The following is a 16,957-nucleotide window of genomic DNA, read 5'->3' as shown; positions in this document are numbered from 1 at the left end:
ATTTAATAAGAGAACAAGGAAAATACAATGAAAAAGACCGCCATTTTGTCGATAACCACAATAGCCCTGATGAGTGCAGCGGCGGTCTTTTTCATTGTCGTAAAAGAGGACCTAGATCCAAACGGTAATAGAGAACCAAAGGTTTCTTCCTTGAAAGTTGCTTCTCAACAAGATACCGAAATCGATAATGCATCAGCCAAAGACATGATGGAATATTTCGTGTCAGGCAACACCGAGTTAACCCTTGAAGAGATTCGTGACAATGTGGCGAATCACCACGAACAATCACAAGCTGCTATTGTCGATGAAGCATTGTTCGCAAAGTATCTTGAGTACAAGTCGGCACTGACATCATTAGATGTCCAATTTGACACCACATCAATATCCGCTGAGGACCTACGCGCACTCAATCAAGCGTTGCTCGACCTCCAATCTCAATTTTTCAGTGAGAGCGAGATAAGTATTCTATTTACCCATGACAACAGAATGAGGGAAGTCGCTTTAGAAAAGTTACTTCTGAAACAAGAAGGGTTAGACGAGTCGGAATATCAACAAAGGCTTGAGTCTTATCTATCTGAGCAGCCGGATTACGTTCAAGTCAGCCATCAAAATCAAGTATTACTCCCGCAGCTATCCAGCTCACAAGGACTAGATGAACAAGGGAAATACTTGAAGAGAAGCGAACTGGTTGGCGAAGAAGCGACACAGAGGCTCGAAGCGCTTGATCAACAAAGGGCGGACTTTGATGGAGCTTTAGAGGTCTACTTTGTCGAACGAAATGACATTTTGAATGACTCAGCACTTTCAGAAATTGAACAAAAAGAGACGATTGCCCAGCTCAGGGAAGCTCATTTTCAGCCACAACAGCTTAGAAGGGTAGAAGCGATTGAAAGAATCAGAGCTGCTGAGCTCGGTCAGTAAGGTTTGCTGATCTAACGACGTTATTCAAGTTTTCAAAATTGCCTTAGTGGAGGTAGTTGTTTAACAAATTTAGTAAACGTTTGCTTATTCTGTAAATGGTCATTTTTCTGATTGAACTAAACACTATCGACTGATTTATCAGGCTTATCTAAATATAAATTCCTTCCATGATTACAATAGTAATCCATCATTAATTGATGCCCTTCTCGTGATTAATCATGCAAATGATAATTGATCTCATTATCGTTTGAGTGCGGTATACGCGAAATTTATTAAATTAGCGTATGGGTTCGTTGTATTTATGAAAGCATGTGTATTGTTAGCTTTTTCTTCATTTTTTTATGGGTTGTACAGTTTAAGAAGTCTTATTATAAATTGTAGTTTTATTAATAAGCGATCTTGGAAGTATAATTCTTCTATAAATAAAATAATCATCATTATGCTTACTACTATTGCAACAAGCGATAGTTTTGCTAAGGGAAGTATATTATCTGTTGGTTCCACAAGTTTATGTAATGTTGTTGCTGGAGGGTGGAAAGATAAGAAAAACTTCGGAGTTGCAGGGTATGAGTACTGTCTTCTTGGGACATCTTACACTGAAGTTGTAAATTTTACGCAAACTCCTATTTATGTGGCGGACAAGTACAATTTTTATGGAATAATTAAAGTCGAAGGCGGTAGTAAACTGAGTCTACGGTACCCAGCTCGAGGAGTACATATTGTTTCAGAATCAGATATGGCATATTACAGAGTACAAACAAAATTGGTTGTATCTGATATACAGAACGCAAACTCTACGAAAAATAAATATCGATCCATAGTTACAAATTTGCCATATACTTCAGGTGAAAAAGTATCAAGGTTCTTAGTCGATACTGTTACCTTTGAAGCACCACTTTATATCGGGAGTATTAATGACGTTTATGGTGAAGCATCAAAAACTGGAGGCTATGCGGTTGTTGGTTCAATTATCGGTGGTGCTTTAGAAGGGTGGGATAGCGAAGGAGCGTGTAGAGGAGATATTCTAAGATCGGCATTTATTGGTGGTGTAACAGGTGCTGCGAGCCTAGCTATGGCAGTCACTTATCCGACTGGTGCGGGACTTATTATTAGCGGTATTGCTACAGCTGCTTTGGGTAAGTCCGTAACAGCGTTGTGTTCTCAGTGTCATGCTAGTACATGTGATAGTGATTCTGGTAGATTTTAATGTTTTATTTAGACTACTAGAATACCGATTTACTTTACTTTATATTGTCTAATGACAAAGGTGTCAGTTAATGGTTTTTTTATTATTTATATTTTATAAGGGTTCGGTCTTTCTAGAATGAAACTATAGACTATCCTTTTGGCTTCCACGTTATAAATGTGGAAGTCTAATAAATTTTCATTGTAGACTTGGTTTCTTTCTTGTTCTTCGAAAATTATATTATCTATATATGTATTGGTTGGTTTTGTAATACAGTTTGCTACGTAAGATTTCTAGAGGTTAAATCGAAATCGAATTTATAATTCGCTAAAGGGTTGTAATAACTCCAGAGTTTAATTTGGTTTTAATTTTTCGAATGGTTAAACTACATCAATAATAATAGAGCCTTGATATACTCTGACAGATACTGAGCAAAGTGGTAACTGTCAGAGCTTACTTTAGATGCTACACCTTAAAGTAATCCAACTGCTGCTTTTGCTGCTCGGCAAGGTTAGATAGCTCGTGACTTGCTGCTGCAGCTTGGGTAATGCCGGTTACGTTTTGGCTTACTAGGCTGTAGATGTTTGAGATATTACGGTTGATGTCTGCAGTCACTTGGCTTTGTTCTTCTGCGGCAGAGGCAACCTGAGTGTTAATTTCTGTCATGTCGGTTACTGAGTTAGCAATACCTGAAAGGGCTGCACTTACCTCGCCTGAGAGCGTTTGGTTGTGCTCTAACATAGACAGTGAACTGCTCATGCTTTCATTAGCGTTGCCCGATTGAACCTGCAAGCCTTCGATGATCGCTTGGATCTCTTTGGTTGAATCTTGTGTGCGGGCTGCCAGCATTCGAACTTCATCGGCTACAACTGCGAAACCACGGCCACTTTCACCAGCACGAGCTGCTTCGATTGCTGCGTTAAGCGCAAGCAGGTTAGTTTGTTCAGAGATGCTTTGAATCACCTCAATCACTTTACCAATTTGTTCAGAGTGCTCTTTTAGCGTGCCTACAACGTTTGCAGCTTCGCTAAGCTGAATCGCCATTTGCTCATTGGCTTGGTTGCTTTCATTAAACAAGCTCATACTGTGCGTCGCCATTTCATCGGCTTGCTTGGAAGCTGAATCGGCTTGTACTGCATTCTCGTTTACGTGCGATGCTGTGCTCTCAAGTTGGTTCACGGCAGAAGCAACCTGTTCAACCTCTTGCTTCTCTTGATCAGAGTTAGCACTTGATTGTGTCATTACTGCCGCCAACTCTGTTGATGCAGACGCCACTTCAATACTGATTCGAGATAGTGAACTTACTGTGTCGCGCAATTGTTCAACGGATTTGTTTACGTCTTGGGCAAGGCGAGATATTTCGTTGTCGCCATGCTCTTCCGCTTTTACTAGCAGGTTACCTTTTGCTACTTCGCGCATGGTTTCTTGGATATTGCTAAGCGGCTTAACAATGATGCCAGCCAGCGTCCAGCTGATGACTAATGCGATTGAAAGAATCACCAACAGTGCGATGGTTGCGGTATTGAGTGTGTTGGTGTGTTGCTGGCCATTAATGTCCACTTCTTGAGTGGCAATACGGTTCAGTTGCTTTGAAAGGAGGTTGATAGCCTGCACCATTTCGTTACCCGCGTGACGATATTGGTCGATTGCGATCTGATAGCGGTTATCAAAGTCAGAAGGTAGCGCTGCGCTGCCATGCTTTGCTCTTAATAGAGGAAGCATAGTGGTGCGAGAAAAGTCGACGTAGTGATTCATCGCTTTGCTCATTGCGGCCACTTCATCTTGCATGCCAGGTACGGTATCAAGCGAGCTCAGTAGGCGAGTATTTTGGTCACGTTTTTGATTTAGCGTTTCGACAAGCGTTTTGACGTCGTCAGGATTAAATAAGCTATAGATTGCTTTGATGCGCATTCCGTAGCTGTTGTCGACGATTTCGCTAAGTTCTTCTTTATGTAGAATGAGTTGATCTGTTGCTGTTGATACATCTTTAAAAGCATTTTCCAGTTTGTCACCACCGATAATGACACCCGTCAAAAGTAGTACGACAGAAAAGAGTACTGGAATAAGAATTTGTATTTTTATAGATAAGCCACTGAGAAGTTGTCGCATGTATTGTCCTTCTTTGAATAAGTAAATGAGCAGAAGCAATTGTTATTATTGTTATTAGCCAGTGATTCTAACTATTGAGAATGACAATTCAATCAGTAATAGATGCTATTTTTATATATGCGATAGGTATTTCATAAATTCTGATTATTTATCGTACAAACAAGGCTTTAGCCATTTTTAAGATAGGGTTATTTAACGCAGAGCATTGTGCGGTATTAGGTAATAACAGGGGGCGAGATATTGAGCAGTTTGGCTTAAATAGGTTGGAATGAATATTCAGTGCCTATGAGTGAGGCTCATTTATTACTTCAAGACTATTTGGTAGGGGGAAAACAAGAAAATAAATTGTAGTTGTCATATAGGCTTCAATTAAGTGAAACACAACTGTCACATTCGGATTCTAAAGTAGGCCTCGTTCAAGCAAAACAACATTACGGCAATAACGCCACTAAAGGAAATTTGTGATGAAAAAGACAGTTATCGGTGCAATCGCACTACTAGGCGCTCTAACAGTGAATACAGCTTCAGCTAAAGAAACTATCTCTGTAGTTGGCTCTAACAGTGCTTCTCCACTGGTTGAAGTTTTTGCAGAAACCTACATGAATAAAGGCGAACCAGTGTTCATCGAAATTCAAGCACCGGGTTCTTCTGCAGGCATCAAAGCAGCAAAAAATGGAAGTGCTGACCTTGGTATCTCTTCTCGTGACCTAAAAGAAGAAGAGAAAACAGCTGACCTGAAAGAGCTCGTTATCGCTCGTGACGGTATCGCAGTTGTTGTTAACCCAAATAACGAAGTATCTGCTCTTACAGCTGAGCAAATCACTTCAATCTACAAAGGCGACATCACTAACTGGAAAGATGTTGGTGGTGCAGACAAGCCAATCGTAGCAATCACTCGTGATACTGCATCTGGTACACGTGGTGCATTCGAAGACATCATGAAACTTAAGAAGAAGATTGGCGACAAGAAAGTATCGGCTATCTCTCAACGTGCACAAGTTGCAAACGGTAACGGCGCACTTAAAGTTTCTGTAGCAAGCAACCCATACGCTATCGGCTTCATCTCTCTTGGTACTGTAGATAACACAGTTCAAGCTCTAACTATCGACGGCGCTGCGGCATCAGTTGATAACGTTAAGAACGGTTCTTACAAAGTTGCTCGTCCTTTCCTAGTTCTTTACAAAGCCGGCGCTCCAACAGCAGAAACTCAACAATTCCTAGATTGGATGGTTGCAGATGAAGCTCAAGCTATCGCTGACAAGAAAGGCTACATCACAGTTAACTAATCTTAACTGACCAACACTTAATTATTGCTCAGCCTAACTTAGGCTGAGCCTTTTCTTTCAACTTTGTCTATTTCGAGCTCTTATTGAGCCACAAAGTTTGAGATTTTATATATGACCATCGCAAATAGTGAAAAGCTTATGAATACTGAAGCGACTCAAATCAATAAGCCGAGTCTACGTGCTAAGAAGCGCATTGACTGGAGAGAAAGAATCTTCCACGGCTTGTTCTTATCGAGTGCTGTAATCGGCATCGTATCACTAGCCGTTATCGCTTACTTTATCGTTGCAGAGAGTATCCCTGCATTCCAAGAGGCCGGTGTTTCTGGCATCGTTCTGGGTGTGGATTGGTTACCGCCAGCTCTATTCGGTGTTGCAACTATGATTGTTGCATCGATTGTTTCGACACTTGGAGCTGTAGTTGTTGGTGTACCAGTTGGTGTATTAACCGCTATTTTTATTGCTGAGATTGCTCCAAAGCGTCTTGCCGATATTATTCGACCAGCAGTTGAGCTTCTAGCGGGTATCCCGTCGGTAGTTTACGGCTTCTTCGGTCTAGTAATCATCGTTCCTATGATTCAGAACATTTTCCAAGTACCAGCGGGTAACACTATCTTCGCGGGTATCATTGTTCTGGGTATCATGATTCTTCCTACCGTTATTACGGTTTCTGAAACTTCGATCCGCGCTGTACCTCGTACGTACAAAGAAGGCTCACTTGCACTGGGTGCTTCTAAAATCTACACGATTTTTAAGTTACTCGTTCCTGCTGCACGTTCAGGCATTATGACTGGTGTGATTTTGGGTATCGGTCGCGCACTTGGCGAAACGATGGCAATCATCATGGTGATGGGTAATGCGCCAGCAATGCCAGAAGGTATTTTGGATTCGGCTCGTACGCTAACCGCAAATATTGCTATTGAGATGTCTTACGCAAGTGGTATTCACGCGAGTGCACTTTACGCAACCGGCGTTGTGCTTCTGGTATTCATCATGATGTTGAATGGTGCTCTGCTTTATCTTAATCGTGAAAAAACGAAGTAGGCGAGGATAAGTAATATGGATCGCGTAAAACTAAAACAAGCACGTCAAATGAAAGATAATGTCTTGAAAGGCTTTATCTGGGCGGCAGCAGCAGTCACCGTTGGTTTCTTATTTTGGATTATTTGGTACATCCTATCGAATGGCCTGCAATATGTAGACTGGAACTTCATCACCGACGACTACACTCGTACTGGTGAAGAACGTGGTATTTTCCCAATGATCATTGCCACGATCTACATGGTTATCGCATCGATTGCAGTGGCGGCGCCACTCGGCATTATGACGGCGATATACCTAACCGAATACGCTAAAGTGGGCAGCAAACTGGTTAAAGTGATTCGTTTCTGTACCGAATCTTTAGCAGGTATTCCGTCGATTATCTTTGGTCTGTTTGGTATGACCTTCTTTGTTTCGATTCTTGGTCTTGGCTTCTCGATTCTGTCGGGTGCACTAACACTAAGTATCCTGATTCTTCCTGTAATTATTCGTACTACAGAAGAAGCATTGATGTCAGTACCACAAACTTATCGTGAAGGCTCATATGGCCTTGGCGCTTCAAAAATCTACACTATCTGGCGTTTGATCTTACCAAGCGCAATGCCAGGTATCTTAACTTCGGTCATTCTTAGTATTGGTCGTGTAATTGGCGAATCAGCACCTGTATTCTTAACAGCAGGTATGGTGGCACGTGTTCCTGAATCGGTATTTGATTCTGGCCGTACGCTAACGGTTCACCTATATAAGCTGACAACAGAGCTATTTACTATCGATGAGTGGAACCAAGCCTACGGCACGGCGACAGTCCTAATCGTATTGGTTCTCTTGATCAACATGGTTACAAAACTGATTGCGAGACGCTTCAACACGGCAACTTACTAAGCTCATTAGCTGGCTCAACAATAAAAAGAGCCCCCGTGATAAAGAAAGCATCAAGTTAGACACGAATTTAAGAATTTAGAGAATACGACAATGAACAAATTTGATATTGAGAACCTAGATCTGTTTTACGGTGAAAACCAAGCGCTTAAGTCTATCAACCTGCCAATCCCAACGCGTCAGGTAACGGCTCTGATTGGCCCATCTGGTTGTGGAAAATCGACACTGCTACGTTGTTTGAACCGAATGAATGACCTAATTGAAGGCGTTACCATTAAAGGTAAGCTAGATATGGATGGCACTAACATCTACGGTAACATTGATGTGGCTGACCTACGTATTCGCGTAGGCATGGTATTCCAAAAGCCAAACCCATTCCCAATGAGCATCTACGAGAATGTCGCTTACGGCTTACGCGCTCAAGGTATCAAAGACAAGAAACACATTGATGAAGTAGTAGAAAGTTCACTACGCAGCGCGGCACTTTGGGATGAAGTGAAAGACCGTCTTAAAGCACACGCATTTGGTTTGTCTGGTGGTCAGCAACAACGTCTATGTATCGCTCGTACGATTGCTATGGAACCGGATGTAATCCTGATGGATGAGCCTACATCGGCACTTGATCCAATCGCGACACACAAGATTGAAGAATTGATGGAAGACCTGAAGAAAGACTTCACTATCGTTATCGTAACGCACTCAATGCAGCAAGCGCGTCGTATTTCAGACCGCACGGCTTTCTTCCTAATGGGAGAGCTTGTAGAGCACAACGAAACGAGTGTTATCTTCAGCGAACCAAAAGATGATCGTACTAAAGGTTACGTAAACGGTGACTTTGGTTAATTCGATTAACTCAGTGCTGCTTTGGTTTTTTTCTAAAGACAGTACGCTAACTGAAACGCAGGTTAGATAATCGAATAGATCGACAGAATTATCACTATAACTATAAGCGATGGAAGTTTTGCCCCACTCTAATGTGGGGCTTTTTTATGTCGCTAAAAAAGTCTTAATGTCGATGAAATTTTGGGCAGGAAATCCCATTTTTGTCGTCCTTCTCATGCTTGTGATAATGTAAAAAGTGAAATTGCGACCCGCTTAACATCTCATTTTTAGTTACATTGATTGCATATCAAGGCTTCGGTATTTTTGCTTCAATCTCATTAGCCAATGGACGGAAGCTGTGCCTGTTAAAGCCTTTGCAAAACAAATATCTGCTACTCGCGACCACCGTCTGTTGGCAGAATCTCTTTTTGGCTACCTTGTTGAGGTACTTGCCCCAAAAGGGATCGGAGTATTTGCCGAGCCAACACCAGAAGGCGATTCGTTACCCTTGTTTTCTTGCGGCGAGCTAACCTCCCTCGACAAGTATCCCTCAACCTTTTGGCCTTGGGTTTCCCAGTTTGATACCGCAGATGGTGTGCTTCCAATGTCTATCAATACTTGTAAGTGGGAACACATGGAGGTGCTGGGTGGTGAGTCGTTCATCATGATGCTCGACAACGCGCCTGCCTGCAGAACTTATTTAATTGTTCAAAATTGCAATGCTCAGCAGATAAACCAAACCTTCGATCAAGATCTTGATGTCCTTCAACTAGCCGCAGCTCGCTGGCAGTGTATTCGTGCGGAAAAGAACGCGGCACTTGAGATCAAACACAGAGACACACGTGAAGCGCAGTACCTTGATGAAATTAAGCTGCGAGAGCTATTTGTTGAGAACATGAAACTAGTCCATCAGGTCGCGTTAGAGCTTTCTAATCCTGACTCTTTGGATGCTTTGTATAAGGCTTCTGTTGAGGCAGTGCGCGACCGTCTAGGCTTTGACCGTGCGATCTTCATGTTACTCGATATGAAAAAGCGCTGTTTTAGCGGCACTTATGGTACTGATGAGGCCGGTAAAACCAACAGCGAACATCATACCCAGTACGACTTGCATCAACTCGAAGCGGAATACATTGAAGCGTTGTCAGACAATCACACCAACTTGGTTATTATCGAACAGGCACCTCTCTACACCGAAGGAAAAGTAGTAGGGCAGGGCTGGAATGGAATGTTGATCTTACGTGAAGGTGATAAACCAGTGGGTTGGATTGCAATGGATAACTACATTCACCGTTCACCAATTACCAATTACCAATTACCAAAAGCAGATGCTTGAATCCTTTGGTTCTCTGCTTTCTCAGATCTACATTCGCAAGCGGCAAGAACAGAACATCCGTATGTTGCACTCAAGTATGGTGGAGCTGTCTCGTTGCGATAGCGTCAGTGAAGTGTGTAAATCGGCGGTGAGCTTTGCAATTCAGCATTTAGGCATCGACCGACTGGCCGTTTTCCTCACCGATAAAAATTGCAGTTACATGCAAGGCACGTGGGGCACGGACATAAAAGGTGACATTGTCGATGAATCCTATTACCGCTCAGAGCTCGTGGAGCGTGACATTGTCGCAGCAGCTCGCGCTTGCCCTAATCAAGTCGCCTTTGAAGAATCCGTTCCTATCTATCACGATTTCAATATTGTGGGAGTCGGTTGGACGGCAATGACGATGCTCACCACCAATACGGGTGAGCCGATTGCGTTTATAGCCGCGGACAATTTGTTAACTCGCAGCCCTTTAACGTCACAACTGCGTGAAGTGATACGTATCTTCGCTTCTAGTTTAGCTGAGGTGCTACAGAGAACCATGGCGCAAGAGGAACTCAAAAAGCTTAATGAGACGCTAGAGCAAGAGGTCAGCAAGCGCACTCAAGAGCTTGAACGAGCCAATGAGCAGTTGGATATCATCTCTAAGCTTGACCCTCTGACACGCCTTGGAAATCGTCGTATGTTGTCGCAGGTTTTAGATGATCTCAATTGTGATGATCAAGGGGTATTTGCCACAGAGCACGAAGTCACGTTTGGACTCATTCTTGTTGACCTTGATCACTTTGGTTTGTACAACACGGTTTACGGGCATACGGAAGGTGACGCTGCTCTGCGCACTATAGGCAAGATACTTAATGCTCATGTGCATGGCGATAAAGAAACCTTCTGCCGTATTGGTGGTGAAGAGTTTATGTTGTTGATGATCGGCACTCATCACTCTGAAACTAAACAGCGTGCAGAGTCGATCAGAAAATGTATTGAAGAGGCGAAGATCCTTCATTGTGAAAGCAGCACTAGCCAGTATTTAACCGCATCTGTCGGTTATGCTTCAATCACCTCCGATCAACGCCAATTCGATTTCGATCTACTGTATGGCAAGGCAGACAAAGCTTTGTATCAAGCCAAAGACTCAGGGCGAAATCGAATTGTCTCTGCTCTAAAGCGAAGAAAGGTCGCGACGCCACTGATTTAACCTGGCGTTTATTTTTCCCTATCTCAAAAACGACTGAAGCCGTGATGATCACAATGTGGTCATCACGGCTTCGTTCTTTTCTGCTTACTTAGATTTTCTGCCTAATTAGCTTTCTGCTTACTTAGAACACCGGTTAATTAAAGCCTTTCTAATGTGCTCTTTTGTGCTTTATTCGATATGCGTTTTGGTTTCTTAACCGCTTTGATTACCTCAGAAGGATCCCATGACTGACTTGGTGAGCCAGCTTCAGCATAGAGGCTCTGATTTAGCTTGGTGAGCTCAGCTTCGATTGTTTCTAACATCTCATCACTCAAGTCTGGGTTTTCTGTTTTCCACTGTTCGAACAAAGTTCTCGTCTTCACACCGTCTTTCATTTTCAGAGCGGCAATAAGCGCTTCTGCCGTATCGGATTGACGTTCATCTTTTTGCTTTGGTCTTACTGCTGTACCGCGGCGTGACCAGAAGTAAAAAGCAACCGCAGAGCTAATTATCCATAAAGCAGCAAATAGCGCGGTTAGGTAAGGCCACATTCCTGGTTTTTCAACGGTAACAATCGTCGGGCTGGCTTGCTGAGTTGGTGTCTCCATAACAGGCGCTGGCGAGCTTGAGCTAGCGCGTTCACTTGCCTGAACCGACAACTCAAGACCAAGAGCTTTACTGATTTCTTGTGATTGTGAGTCAGTGTTAAACCAAGCTTGAGAAACATCAGGAAGCGAGATATTTCCAGCCTCTTTCGGAATCAAGACTTGCTTGTAAACAACGACAGCATCACCGGATTGAGTGGTGCCAAATTGCGGTTTTTCTTCATAAACACGCACCGTTTTAGGGTAGGTGATATTCAGTTTTGGCAGTTGGTGCTGAGTTAAGTTGCTAGCCGTCATAGTAATGGTACGAGTTAACGAATCACCTGCTTCCATTTCAATTTTCTGCTTGTCGTCAGCTAAAGCATTGCTATTCGTCAGCTCATTACCTTGGCTGTCTGACCATTGTTGTATCAGCTTAAAGTTCGATGTTGGTAACCACTCACCTTGATAGCCTTTTGGTACAGGGTTTACTGTTATATCTAAGGTTTCAACAGGCGTATCGAGCTGGAAAAGGCGCGTTGTGCTTGAGTTGTTGGTTGAGTAAACAACGGCACCGGTTAACTTTGGCCCTTGAAGCTTAAATTGCCCTGCTTGCTGTGACGATATATGGAAAGATTGCTGAACAACCGTGACTTCTTGCCCGTTGATAACATCTTGAAATTGCTTAGACTCTCCAATCGGTTCTACGTCTAATTGCGCTGAACTTGGTGGTGCAATTTTAGGATCTTGCAGCCTTCTAGGATCAGCCTTAATGATAAGTTTTACATCAAGCTCCGCGACCTCTTGGGGGTATAGCGAGTCTTTACTCAGATTAAGTTGAAACTCGGCCATATCACTCTGCTTTGGAGCGGCTTTATTAACCGCAACGTTGATGGTGATCGGCTTAGTTTTAGCGCCTTCAATATCAAAGCTAGGAATCTCTAATCGGCCTAATCGAAGCGGGGCAAGGGTAATATTCCACTCGCTAGACACAGTGCGGCTACCATTGACGATTCGCATCGATGACCCAAAGCTTGGTGTGCCGACGTAGAAATTCTTCTGAAGGGAGGTCAGGTCTAAAGCACCGGACGATACTTTTTTATCGGTCGCCACTCTAAGTAGGAAGACTTCATCTTTGGTAACACTGTTTTGCGAAACACTCGCAACAGCGGTCGCTGCGAATACAGAATGTGATGAGAAAACACCGATTAGCAGTGTCAGTAGCATTGATAAAAATGGCTTGTTTAAAAATCGCATGGTTACCACTTTTTGTTTTGGTTGTTAGGAGCACTTTTTTGTCGTGCTTGTAAAATCATTTGCGCTTTAAGCAGTTGGCTCGGATCACGAGCGCTTTCTACTTGCTCAAGTTTTCGCATATCAGGATCGCTCGACATAGGTTGACCTGATACTTGTGCTGCTGCTTGTTGAGCACTTCTATCACTGTCTTCCTTTGTAGCTTTTTGTGCTTGTGCAGTCTGAGATGCTGAGTCACCTTCGTCCTGTGGCTGTTTATCTGCTTGATCCGGTTTGTTTTGTTGCACAGCTTGCTTGTCGTTTTCTTCATCCGCCTTAGAATCAGGGCGGCTATCAGCTTGGCTTTGGTCAGTATTCTGAGCTTGGTTTTCACTTTGATCTTGGTAATTGCTTTGATCTTGGCTGTCGCTTTGACTTTGCGACTTCCCATTGTCAGCTGAGCTTTGTTGTTGATCCTGCGAGCTTTGCGAAGAATCATTTTGCTGACCTTGCTGACCTTGCTGACCTTGCTGACCTTGCTGACCTTGCTGACCTTGCTGGTCTTGTTCGTTTTGGTCTTTGGACTCAGAATCGTCTTGCTGTTGCTGTTGCTGTTGCTGTTGCTGTTGCTGTTGCTGTTGCTGTTGCTGTTGCTTCTGAGCCTGTTCGACAATCTCTAGGTTCTTCTTCGTATAAGCATGTTTAGGGTTGCTTTCGAGAATACGTTGATACTCTTCAATCGCTTGGTCGTACTTACCTTGCTTTGCTTGTGCATTGGCTAGGTTGTAGCGAGCATCTTCGCCAGAAAGACCTTGTAGCGTCTGTTCGGCCGCTTCGAAATCACCGGCTTTGTATTGCGCAATGCCTTTCCATTCTTGCTGCTCGAACTGCTCTGCGGCTTGTTGAAAGTCCTCATCTTGATACAACTGATAACCTACTTGGTCATCGGTTTTCCAAGGGCTCGCCAACGCAGTATTCGGTTGGCTGAACGAGACAAGTACAGCTAGGCCACACCAAATGACCCCTTTTCGAAATAGCCCAAGTGCAGGAAGTAACAGAAACGGCAATAACCAGAAACCGTTGTTCACTCTGATGTTGAGCGAGTTATTGGTTTTAGTCACTTCTGATGTTGTCGCAACTCGGTCGAGGTAATTTGCGATGTGTTCAACGTCTGAGTTATCAAATTGAACTTCAGTGAACGTGCCACCAGAGCGACGAGTCAGGTCGCGCATATTGCCTACGTTGGTTTTCGCAACCACGGTTTGTCCTGAGTCGGTCTGTAACATCGAACCTGTAGGTAACGAGATCGGCGCGCCACTTTCCGTACCTACAGCCAAGACTGATAACGTCCAATTACTACCAGAGAGTAGCGAGTCGATATCTTTCTTCTCTTGACCATCAATATCATCAGCAATCAGTACCAGATCGCCTTTATAGATATGAGCACGAGTCATCATCTCAATCGCAAGCTTAACTGCCGATGCTGCATTGCCGCCTTGGAAGGGCATGATATCTGGTGATAGGTTGGGTACGAGGTTCTTGATGGTGTTGATGTCAGACGTTAAAGGACTAATGGTGTAAGCATCTCCGGCGTATGCCACCATTCCCGTTAGGCCTTCTTTCCAGAGTGATAGTAGATCCAGAGCCTTGTATCGCGCCTGTGTTAAACGGTTTGGTTTAATGTCAGTGGCATACATAGACATCGACATATCCATGATCACAACTCGCGCCTGCGTTTTTTCAAAGCTCGGCTGTTCATTTTTTTCAAAGCTTGGTCCAGCCAACGCGATGACACCGACTATCCACCAAATGCCAAAGTACGTACTACGATTTTTCGATGGCTTGCTCGATTCAGGTGCCAAATAACGGGCGATGTGTGACGCCAATAATCCTTGCTTGGATTGTCTCTTGCTCAGCCACCAAATTGCGGGCATTACGGCAAGCGCCAAGAACCAATATGGGTAGATAAAAGTAAAGTTAGACATTGTTTCTCCTAATGGCTAACAGCATAAATGCGAAGAACATTGCCGCAGACAATGGCCAGACAAACCACTCTTGTTGTGGTCGCCAGATCTTAGTGGCGTTCGTCACGGGCTCTAACTGATTGATGGTGTCGTAAATCGTTGCCAGTTCTTTGCTGTCTCGCGCTCGGAAGTATTGACCGCCAGTGCGTTTGGCGATTTCAATTAACGTACGTTCATCTAGATCTTGAGCGGTATTGACCTTACGAGTCATGAAGAACTCTTTGACCATCATTTCACCCGCACCGACACCTACGGTGTAAATCGTCGCGTCGTACTTCTTAGCAATATCCGCGGCTTCTAGTGGATCTAATACGCCCGCAGTATTACTGCCGTCACTGAGTAGAATCATTACACGCTGAGGCGCATCGCTATCGACAAAGGTTTTGGTAGCAAGGCCGATACCATCACCGATCGCAGTTTGAGTACCAATCAGCTTAAGCACAGCCTGATTGAGTTGTTGTGAAAGCGTGTCTCTATCTAACGTCAGTGGCGTCTGCAAGTAGGCGTGATCAGCAAATAGCACCAATCCGACTCGGTCGCCTTTTCGTCGATCAATAAAGTCACTCAATACATGTTTCACCGCAGATAAGCGATCGATGTATTCGCCATTGAATTGCATGTCTTCTTGGCTCATCGAGTAGGAGAGGTCGACAACCAACATCAAATCACGGTGTTTCGGCTGAAACTCGACCGGTTCACCGTACCAAACTGGGCGTGCCATGGCCGTTACCAATAAAAGCCAGATGATGACTGACAAGGCTTTGGGTAAGGGGCTGCTCGGCGTTTTGGTATTGCTGTCCTCGGGCAGAAATGGAAGCCTTAGGGCATTGTTCGATTCCGCCTTAGGAGAGAACAAGTAAACGATAAACGGCAGTGGCGCGAGGAAAAACATCCACCACCAAACGAACTCGATGTTTAGTAAGCTCTTGCTTAGAAACATAGTGCTTAGAAAACCAAAGCTTAAAAGGTCAGTCATAACGACCTCGCTTTGGAGGAAGGGCTTTACGAAGCCAGATTTCGCAGTCATTAACCAATTGTTGTTGAGCCTTTTTCTGTTCGTCGCTCATTAAGGCTGTATCTTGGTAGAGCGCTTGTTGCCATTGCGATTGTTTTGCGGCGAACAACGGCTTCGCCAATTGCGCATCTAAGAACGCCAACCAATCATCACCAGATAAGCCTGCCACTTTGTCGCGTGGAAAATAGCTCAGTGCAGCCTGACGAACGATGTCTTGAGCTGCGCTCGGAGATAAAGCATTTGAAGGCTGACTATTACGAAAGCAAGCAAGTGCTTCGTTTTTCGCGTATTGGTTCTTTTGTCTGCGTTTTACAATGAAAAACACTAAGGAGATCAGAACGATGGCCGTGATAATGATTGACCACCAACCCCATGCCAAAGGCCACCACGATGGTGCGCTTGGCGTAATAATCGGACTCAAGTCGAGAGGTTGATTCATGACTGAACTCCTGATACTTGACTCATTAACGATTGCGCACAAGACAATGAACTGTATGGGATCGCCAAAGAAAGGCTCATTTGCATAAGCTGTTGTTGTTTCATGTCGAATGCATGACTCAGCTTTTCCTTTTCCTTACTGGATGAAAAGTTGAACCATTGAGTTTTATTGCCGTCGGTGATCTGTTTTGAACCTTTGAAAGCAGTGACACCTTGCTCTAATGGATCGTAAAAATGCACCAAGCGAACCCGATTATGTCGACGTATTTGATTGATCAGTGAGTAATTACTTTCGTTATAACGGACGAAATCACTGAGCATAATGATATCGCTTCCTTTCGGGCAAAGCTGGTGGAGAGACTTCAGCCCATGCTCTAAGGTTGTGTCGTTGTGATTGTTTTGGTTGGTCAGCGCTGCGTTATTGATTTCTATGACTTTTTGTAAAATCCGCAGCGGAGCGTGGTTGCTAGCACTGGGTTTAATCTCAATGATCTCTTGGCCAGTATCTATCACTGCGCCAATACGGTCTTTTTGAGCGACGGTTAACCAGCAAAGTTGGCTGGCAAAGTGCGCGAGTTGAACCGATTTAAGCAACAAGGTTGACCCGAAAATCATACTGCTCGACAGATCTAAGAACAAAATCACAGGCTGTTCTCTTTCTTCAGAAAACAGTTTGGTGTGCGCCTTGCCTGTTCTCGCCGTGACGCGCCAATCAATGCTGCGGATATCGTCACCCGCCTGATATTGACGAACCTCAGAGAAATTCATCCCGCGACCTTTACGATTGCTCTCGTGTTGCCCGTTTAGTTGCGACCAAAGACTCTTGGCTGGAGGCAACCAGCGAACAGACTGCGCTTTGTATTGCAGCAGTTCGTCCAGATTTAACGTGACACCGTCACTATGGTTAGGTAATTGATTATTCATGCGCTTATC

At 44.0% G+C, this 16,957-nt stretch carries 12 protein-coding genes and 1 pseudogene; 7 read left to right on the top strand and 6 right to left on the bottom strand.

Translation table 11 applies throughout. The features are described from left to right. The first annotated feature begins 27 nt into the window (after positions 1-27). A complete protein-coding gene (locus AC3CHU_RS17260) occupies positions 28-921 on the top strand; it encodes a lipase secretion chaperone (protein ID WP_488526025.1) in 894 nt (297 codons plus the stop codon). Positions 922-1,222: 301 nt separating this feature from the next. Then, positions 1,223-2,128, top strand: a complete 906-nt coding sequence (locus AC3CHU_RS17255) for a hypothetical protein (protein ID WP_488526024.1) — start codon at positions 1,223-1,225, stop codon at positions 2,126-2,128. Between the two features lie 444 nt (positions 2,129-2,572). On the opposite strand, the gene AC3CHU_RS17250 is transcribed toward AC3CHU_RS17255, so the two are convergent. Next, entirely contained in the window at positions 2,573-4,216 is a 1,644-nt protein-coding gene (locus AC3CHU_RS17250; RefSeq protein ID WP_488526023.1) for a methyl-accepting chemotaxis protein, read from the bottom strand. Between the two features lie 464 nt (positions 4,217-4,680). On the opposite strand from AC3CHU_RS17250, the gene AC3CHU_RS17245 reads away from it, so the two are divergent. The 5 genes and pseudogenes from AC3CHU_RS17245 (at position 4,681) to AC3CHU_RS17225 (ending at position 10,751) form a co-directional block, all read left to right on the top strand. After that, entirely contained in the window at positions 4,681-5,502 is an 822-nt protein-coding gene (locus AC3CHU_RS17245; protein WP_054545847.1) for a phosphate ABC transporter substrate-binding protein, read from the top strand. A gap of 111 nt (positions 5,503-5,613) precedes the next feature. Further along, positions 5,614-6,543, top strand: a complete 930-nt coding sequence (pstC, locus tag AC3CHU_RS17240; RefSeq protein ID WP_004732040.1) for a phosphate ABC transporter permease subunit PstC — start codon at positions 5,614-5,616, stop codon at positions 6,541-6,543. A gap of 15 nt (positions 6,544-6,558) precedes the next feature. Further along, complete coding sequence (gene pstA / locus AC3CHU_RS17235) at positions 6,559-7,422, top strand: phosphate ABC transporter permease PstA (protein ID WP_004732038.1); 864 nt, start codon at positions 6,559-6,561, stop codon at positions 7,420-7,422. A 90-nt stretch (positions 7,423-7,512) separates the two neighbouring features. Next, positions 7,513-8,262 (top strand): phosphate ABC transporter ATP-binding protein PstB, encoded by a 750-nt coding sequence (gene pstB / locus AC3CHU_RS17230; RefSeq protein WP_065111481.1) that lies wholly within the window; start codon positions 7,513-7,515, stop codon positions 8,260-8,262. A gap of 337 nt (positions 8,263-8,599) precedes the next feature. Continuing rightward, positions 8,600-10,751, top strand: a pseudogene (locus tag AC3CHU_RS17225) (sensor domain-containing diguanylate cyclase). A 137-nt stretch (positions 10,752-10,888) separates the two neighbouring features. On the opposite strand, the gene AC3CHU_RS17220 reads toward AC3CHU_RS17225, so the two are convergent. From AC3CHU_RS17220 to AC3CHU_RS17200, 5 genes are read right to left on the bottom strand one after another with little or no spacing between them, the layout of a single operon-like run. Continuing rightward, the gene (locus tag AC3CHU_RS17220) at positions 10,889-12,571 is read right to left on the bottom strand and encodes a BatD family protein (protein WP_428782995.1); all 1,683 of its coding nucleotides are present in this window, start codon (positions 12,569-12,571) and stop codon (positions 10,889-10,891) included. Positions 12,572-12,573: 2 nt separating this feature from the next. Then, a complete protein-coding gene (locus tag AC3CHU_RS17215; protein WP_488526022.1) occupies positions 12,574-14,532 on the bottom strand; it encodes a VWA domain-containing protein in 1,959 nt (652 codons plus the stop codon). After that, complete coding sequence (locus tag AC3CHU_RS17210) at positions 14,525-15,547, bottom strand: vWA domain-containing protein (protein ID WP_488526021.1); 1,023 nt, start codon at positions 15,545-15,547, stop codon at positions 14,525-14,527. The genes AC3CHU_RS17215 and AC3CHU_RS17210 overlap by 8 nt, the downstream gene beginning before the upstream one ends. Then, positions 15,540-16,025: a DUF4381 domain-containing protein gene (locus AC3CHU_RS17205; RefSeq protein WP_488526020.1), complete on the bottom strand. Its 486-nt coding sequence runs from the start codon at positions 16,023-16,025 to the stop codon at positions 15,540-15,542. Before AC3CHU_RS17205 ends, AC3CHU_RS17210 begins: the two co-directional genes overlap by 8 nt. After that, on the bottom strand, positions 16,022-16,948 hold the full coding sequence (locus tag AC3CHU_RS17200; RefSeq protein ID WP_488526019.1) for a DUF58 domain-containing protein: 927 nt from the start codon (positions 16,946-16,948) through the stop codon (positions 16,022-16,024). Before AC3CHU_RS17200 ends, AC3CHU_RS17205 begins: the two co-directional genes overlap by 4 nt. Between the last annotated feature and the right edge of the window lie 9 nt (positions 16,949-16,957).

Source organism: Vibrio sp. QJM3NY_39 (genome assembly GCF_057785895.1).
This window is presented reverse-complemented; position numbering and strand designations above follow the sequence as displayed.

What these genes read in the sequence shown, in the direction of transcription:
- pstC (WP_004732040.1), top strand. Translation starts at nt 5,614, where the DNA reads ATGACCATCGCAAATAGTGAAAAGCTTATGAATACTGAAGCGACTCAA.
- AC3CHU_RS17250 (WP_488526023.1), bottom strand. Translation starts at nt 4,216, where the DNA reads ATGCGACAACTTCTCAGTGGCTTATCTATAAAAATACAAATTCTTATT.
- pstA (WP_004732038.1), top strand. Translation starts at nt 6,559, where the DNA reads ATGGATCGCGTAAAACTAAAACAAGCACGTCAAATGAAAGATAATGTC.
- AC3CHU_RS17255 (WP_488526024.1), top strand. Translation starts at nt 1,223, where the DNA reads ATGAAAGCATGTGTATTGTTAGCTTTTTCTTCATTTTTTTATGGGTTG.
- AC3CHU_RS17260 (WP_488526025.1), top strand. Translation starts at nt 28, where the DNA reads ATGAAAAAGACCGCCATTTTGTCGATAACCACAATAGCCCTGATGAGT.
- AC3CHU_RS17205 (WP_488526020.1), bottom strand. Translation starts at nt 16,025, where the DNA reads ATGAATCAACCTCTCGACTTGAGTCCGATTATTACGCCAAGCGCACCA.
- pstB (WP_065111481.1), top strand. Translation starts at nt 7,513, where the DNA reads ATGAACAAATTTGATATTGAGAACCTAGATCTGTTTTACGGTGAAAAC.
- AC3CHU_RS17200 (WP_488526019.1), bottom strand. Translation starts at nt 16,948, where the DNA reads ATGAATAATCAATTACCTAACCATAGTGACGGTGTCACGTTAAATCTG.
- AC3CHU_RS17220 (WP_428782995.1), bottom strand. Translation starts at nt 12,571, where the DNA reads ATGCGATTTTTAAACAAGCCATTTTTATCAATGCTACTGACACTGCTA.
- AC3CHU_RS17245 (WP_054545847.1), top strand. Translation starts at nt 4,681, where the DNA reads ATGAAAAAGACAGTTATCGGTGCAATCGCACTACTAGGCGCTCTAACA.
- AC3CHU_RS17215 (WP_488526022.1), bottom strand. Translation starts at nt 14,532, where the DNA reads ATGTCTAACTTTACTTTTATCTACCCATATTGGTTCTTGGCGCTTGCC.
- AC3CHU_RS17210 (WP_488526021.1), bottom strand. Translation starts at nt 15,547, where the DNA reads ATGACTGACCTTTTAAGCTTTGGTTTTCTAAGCACTATGTTTCTAAGC.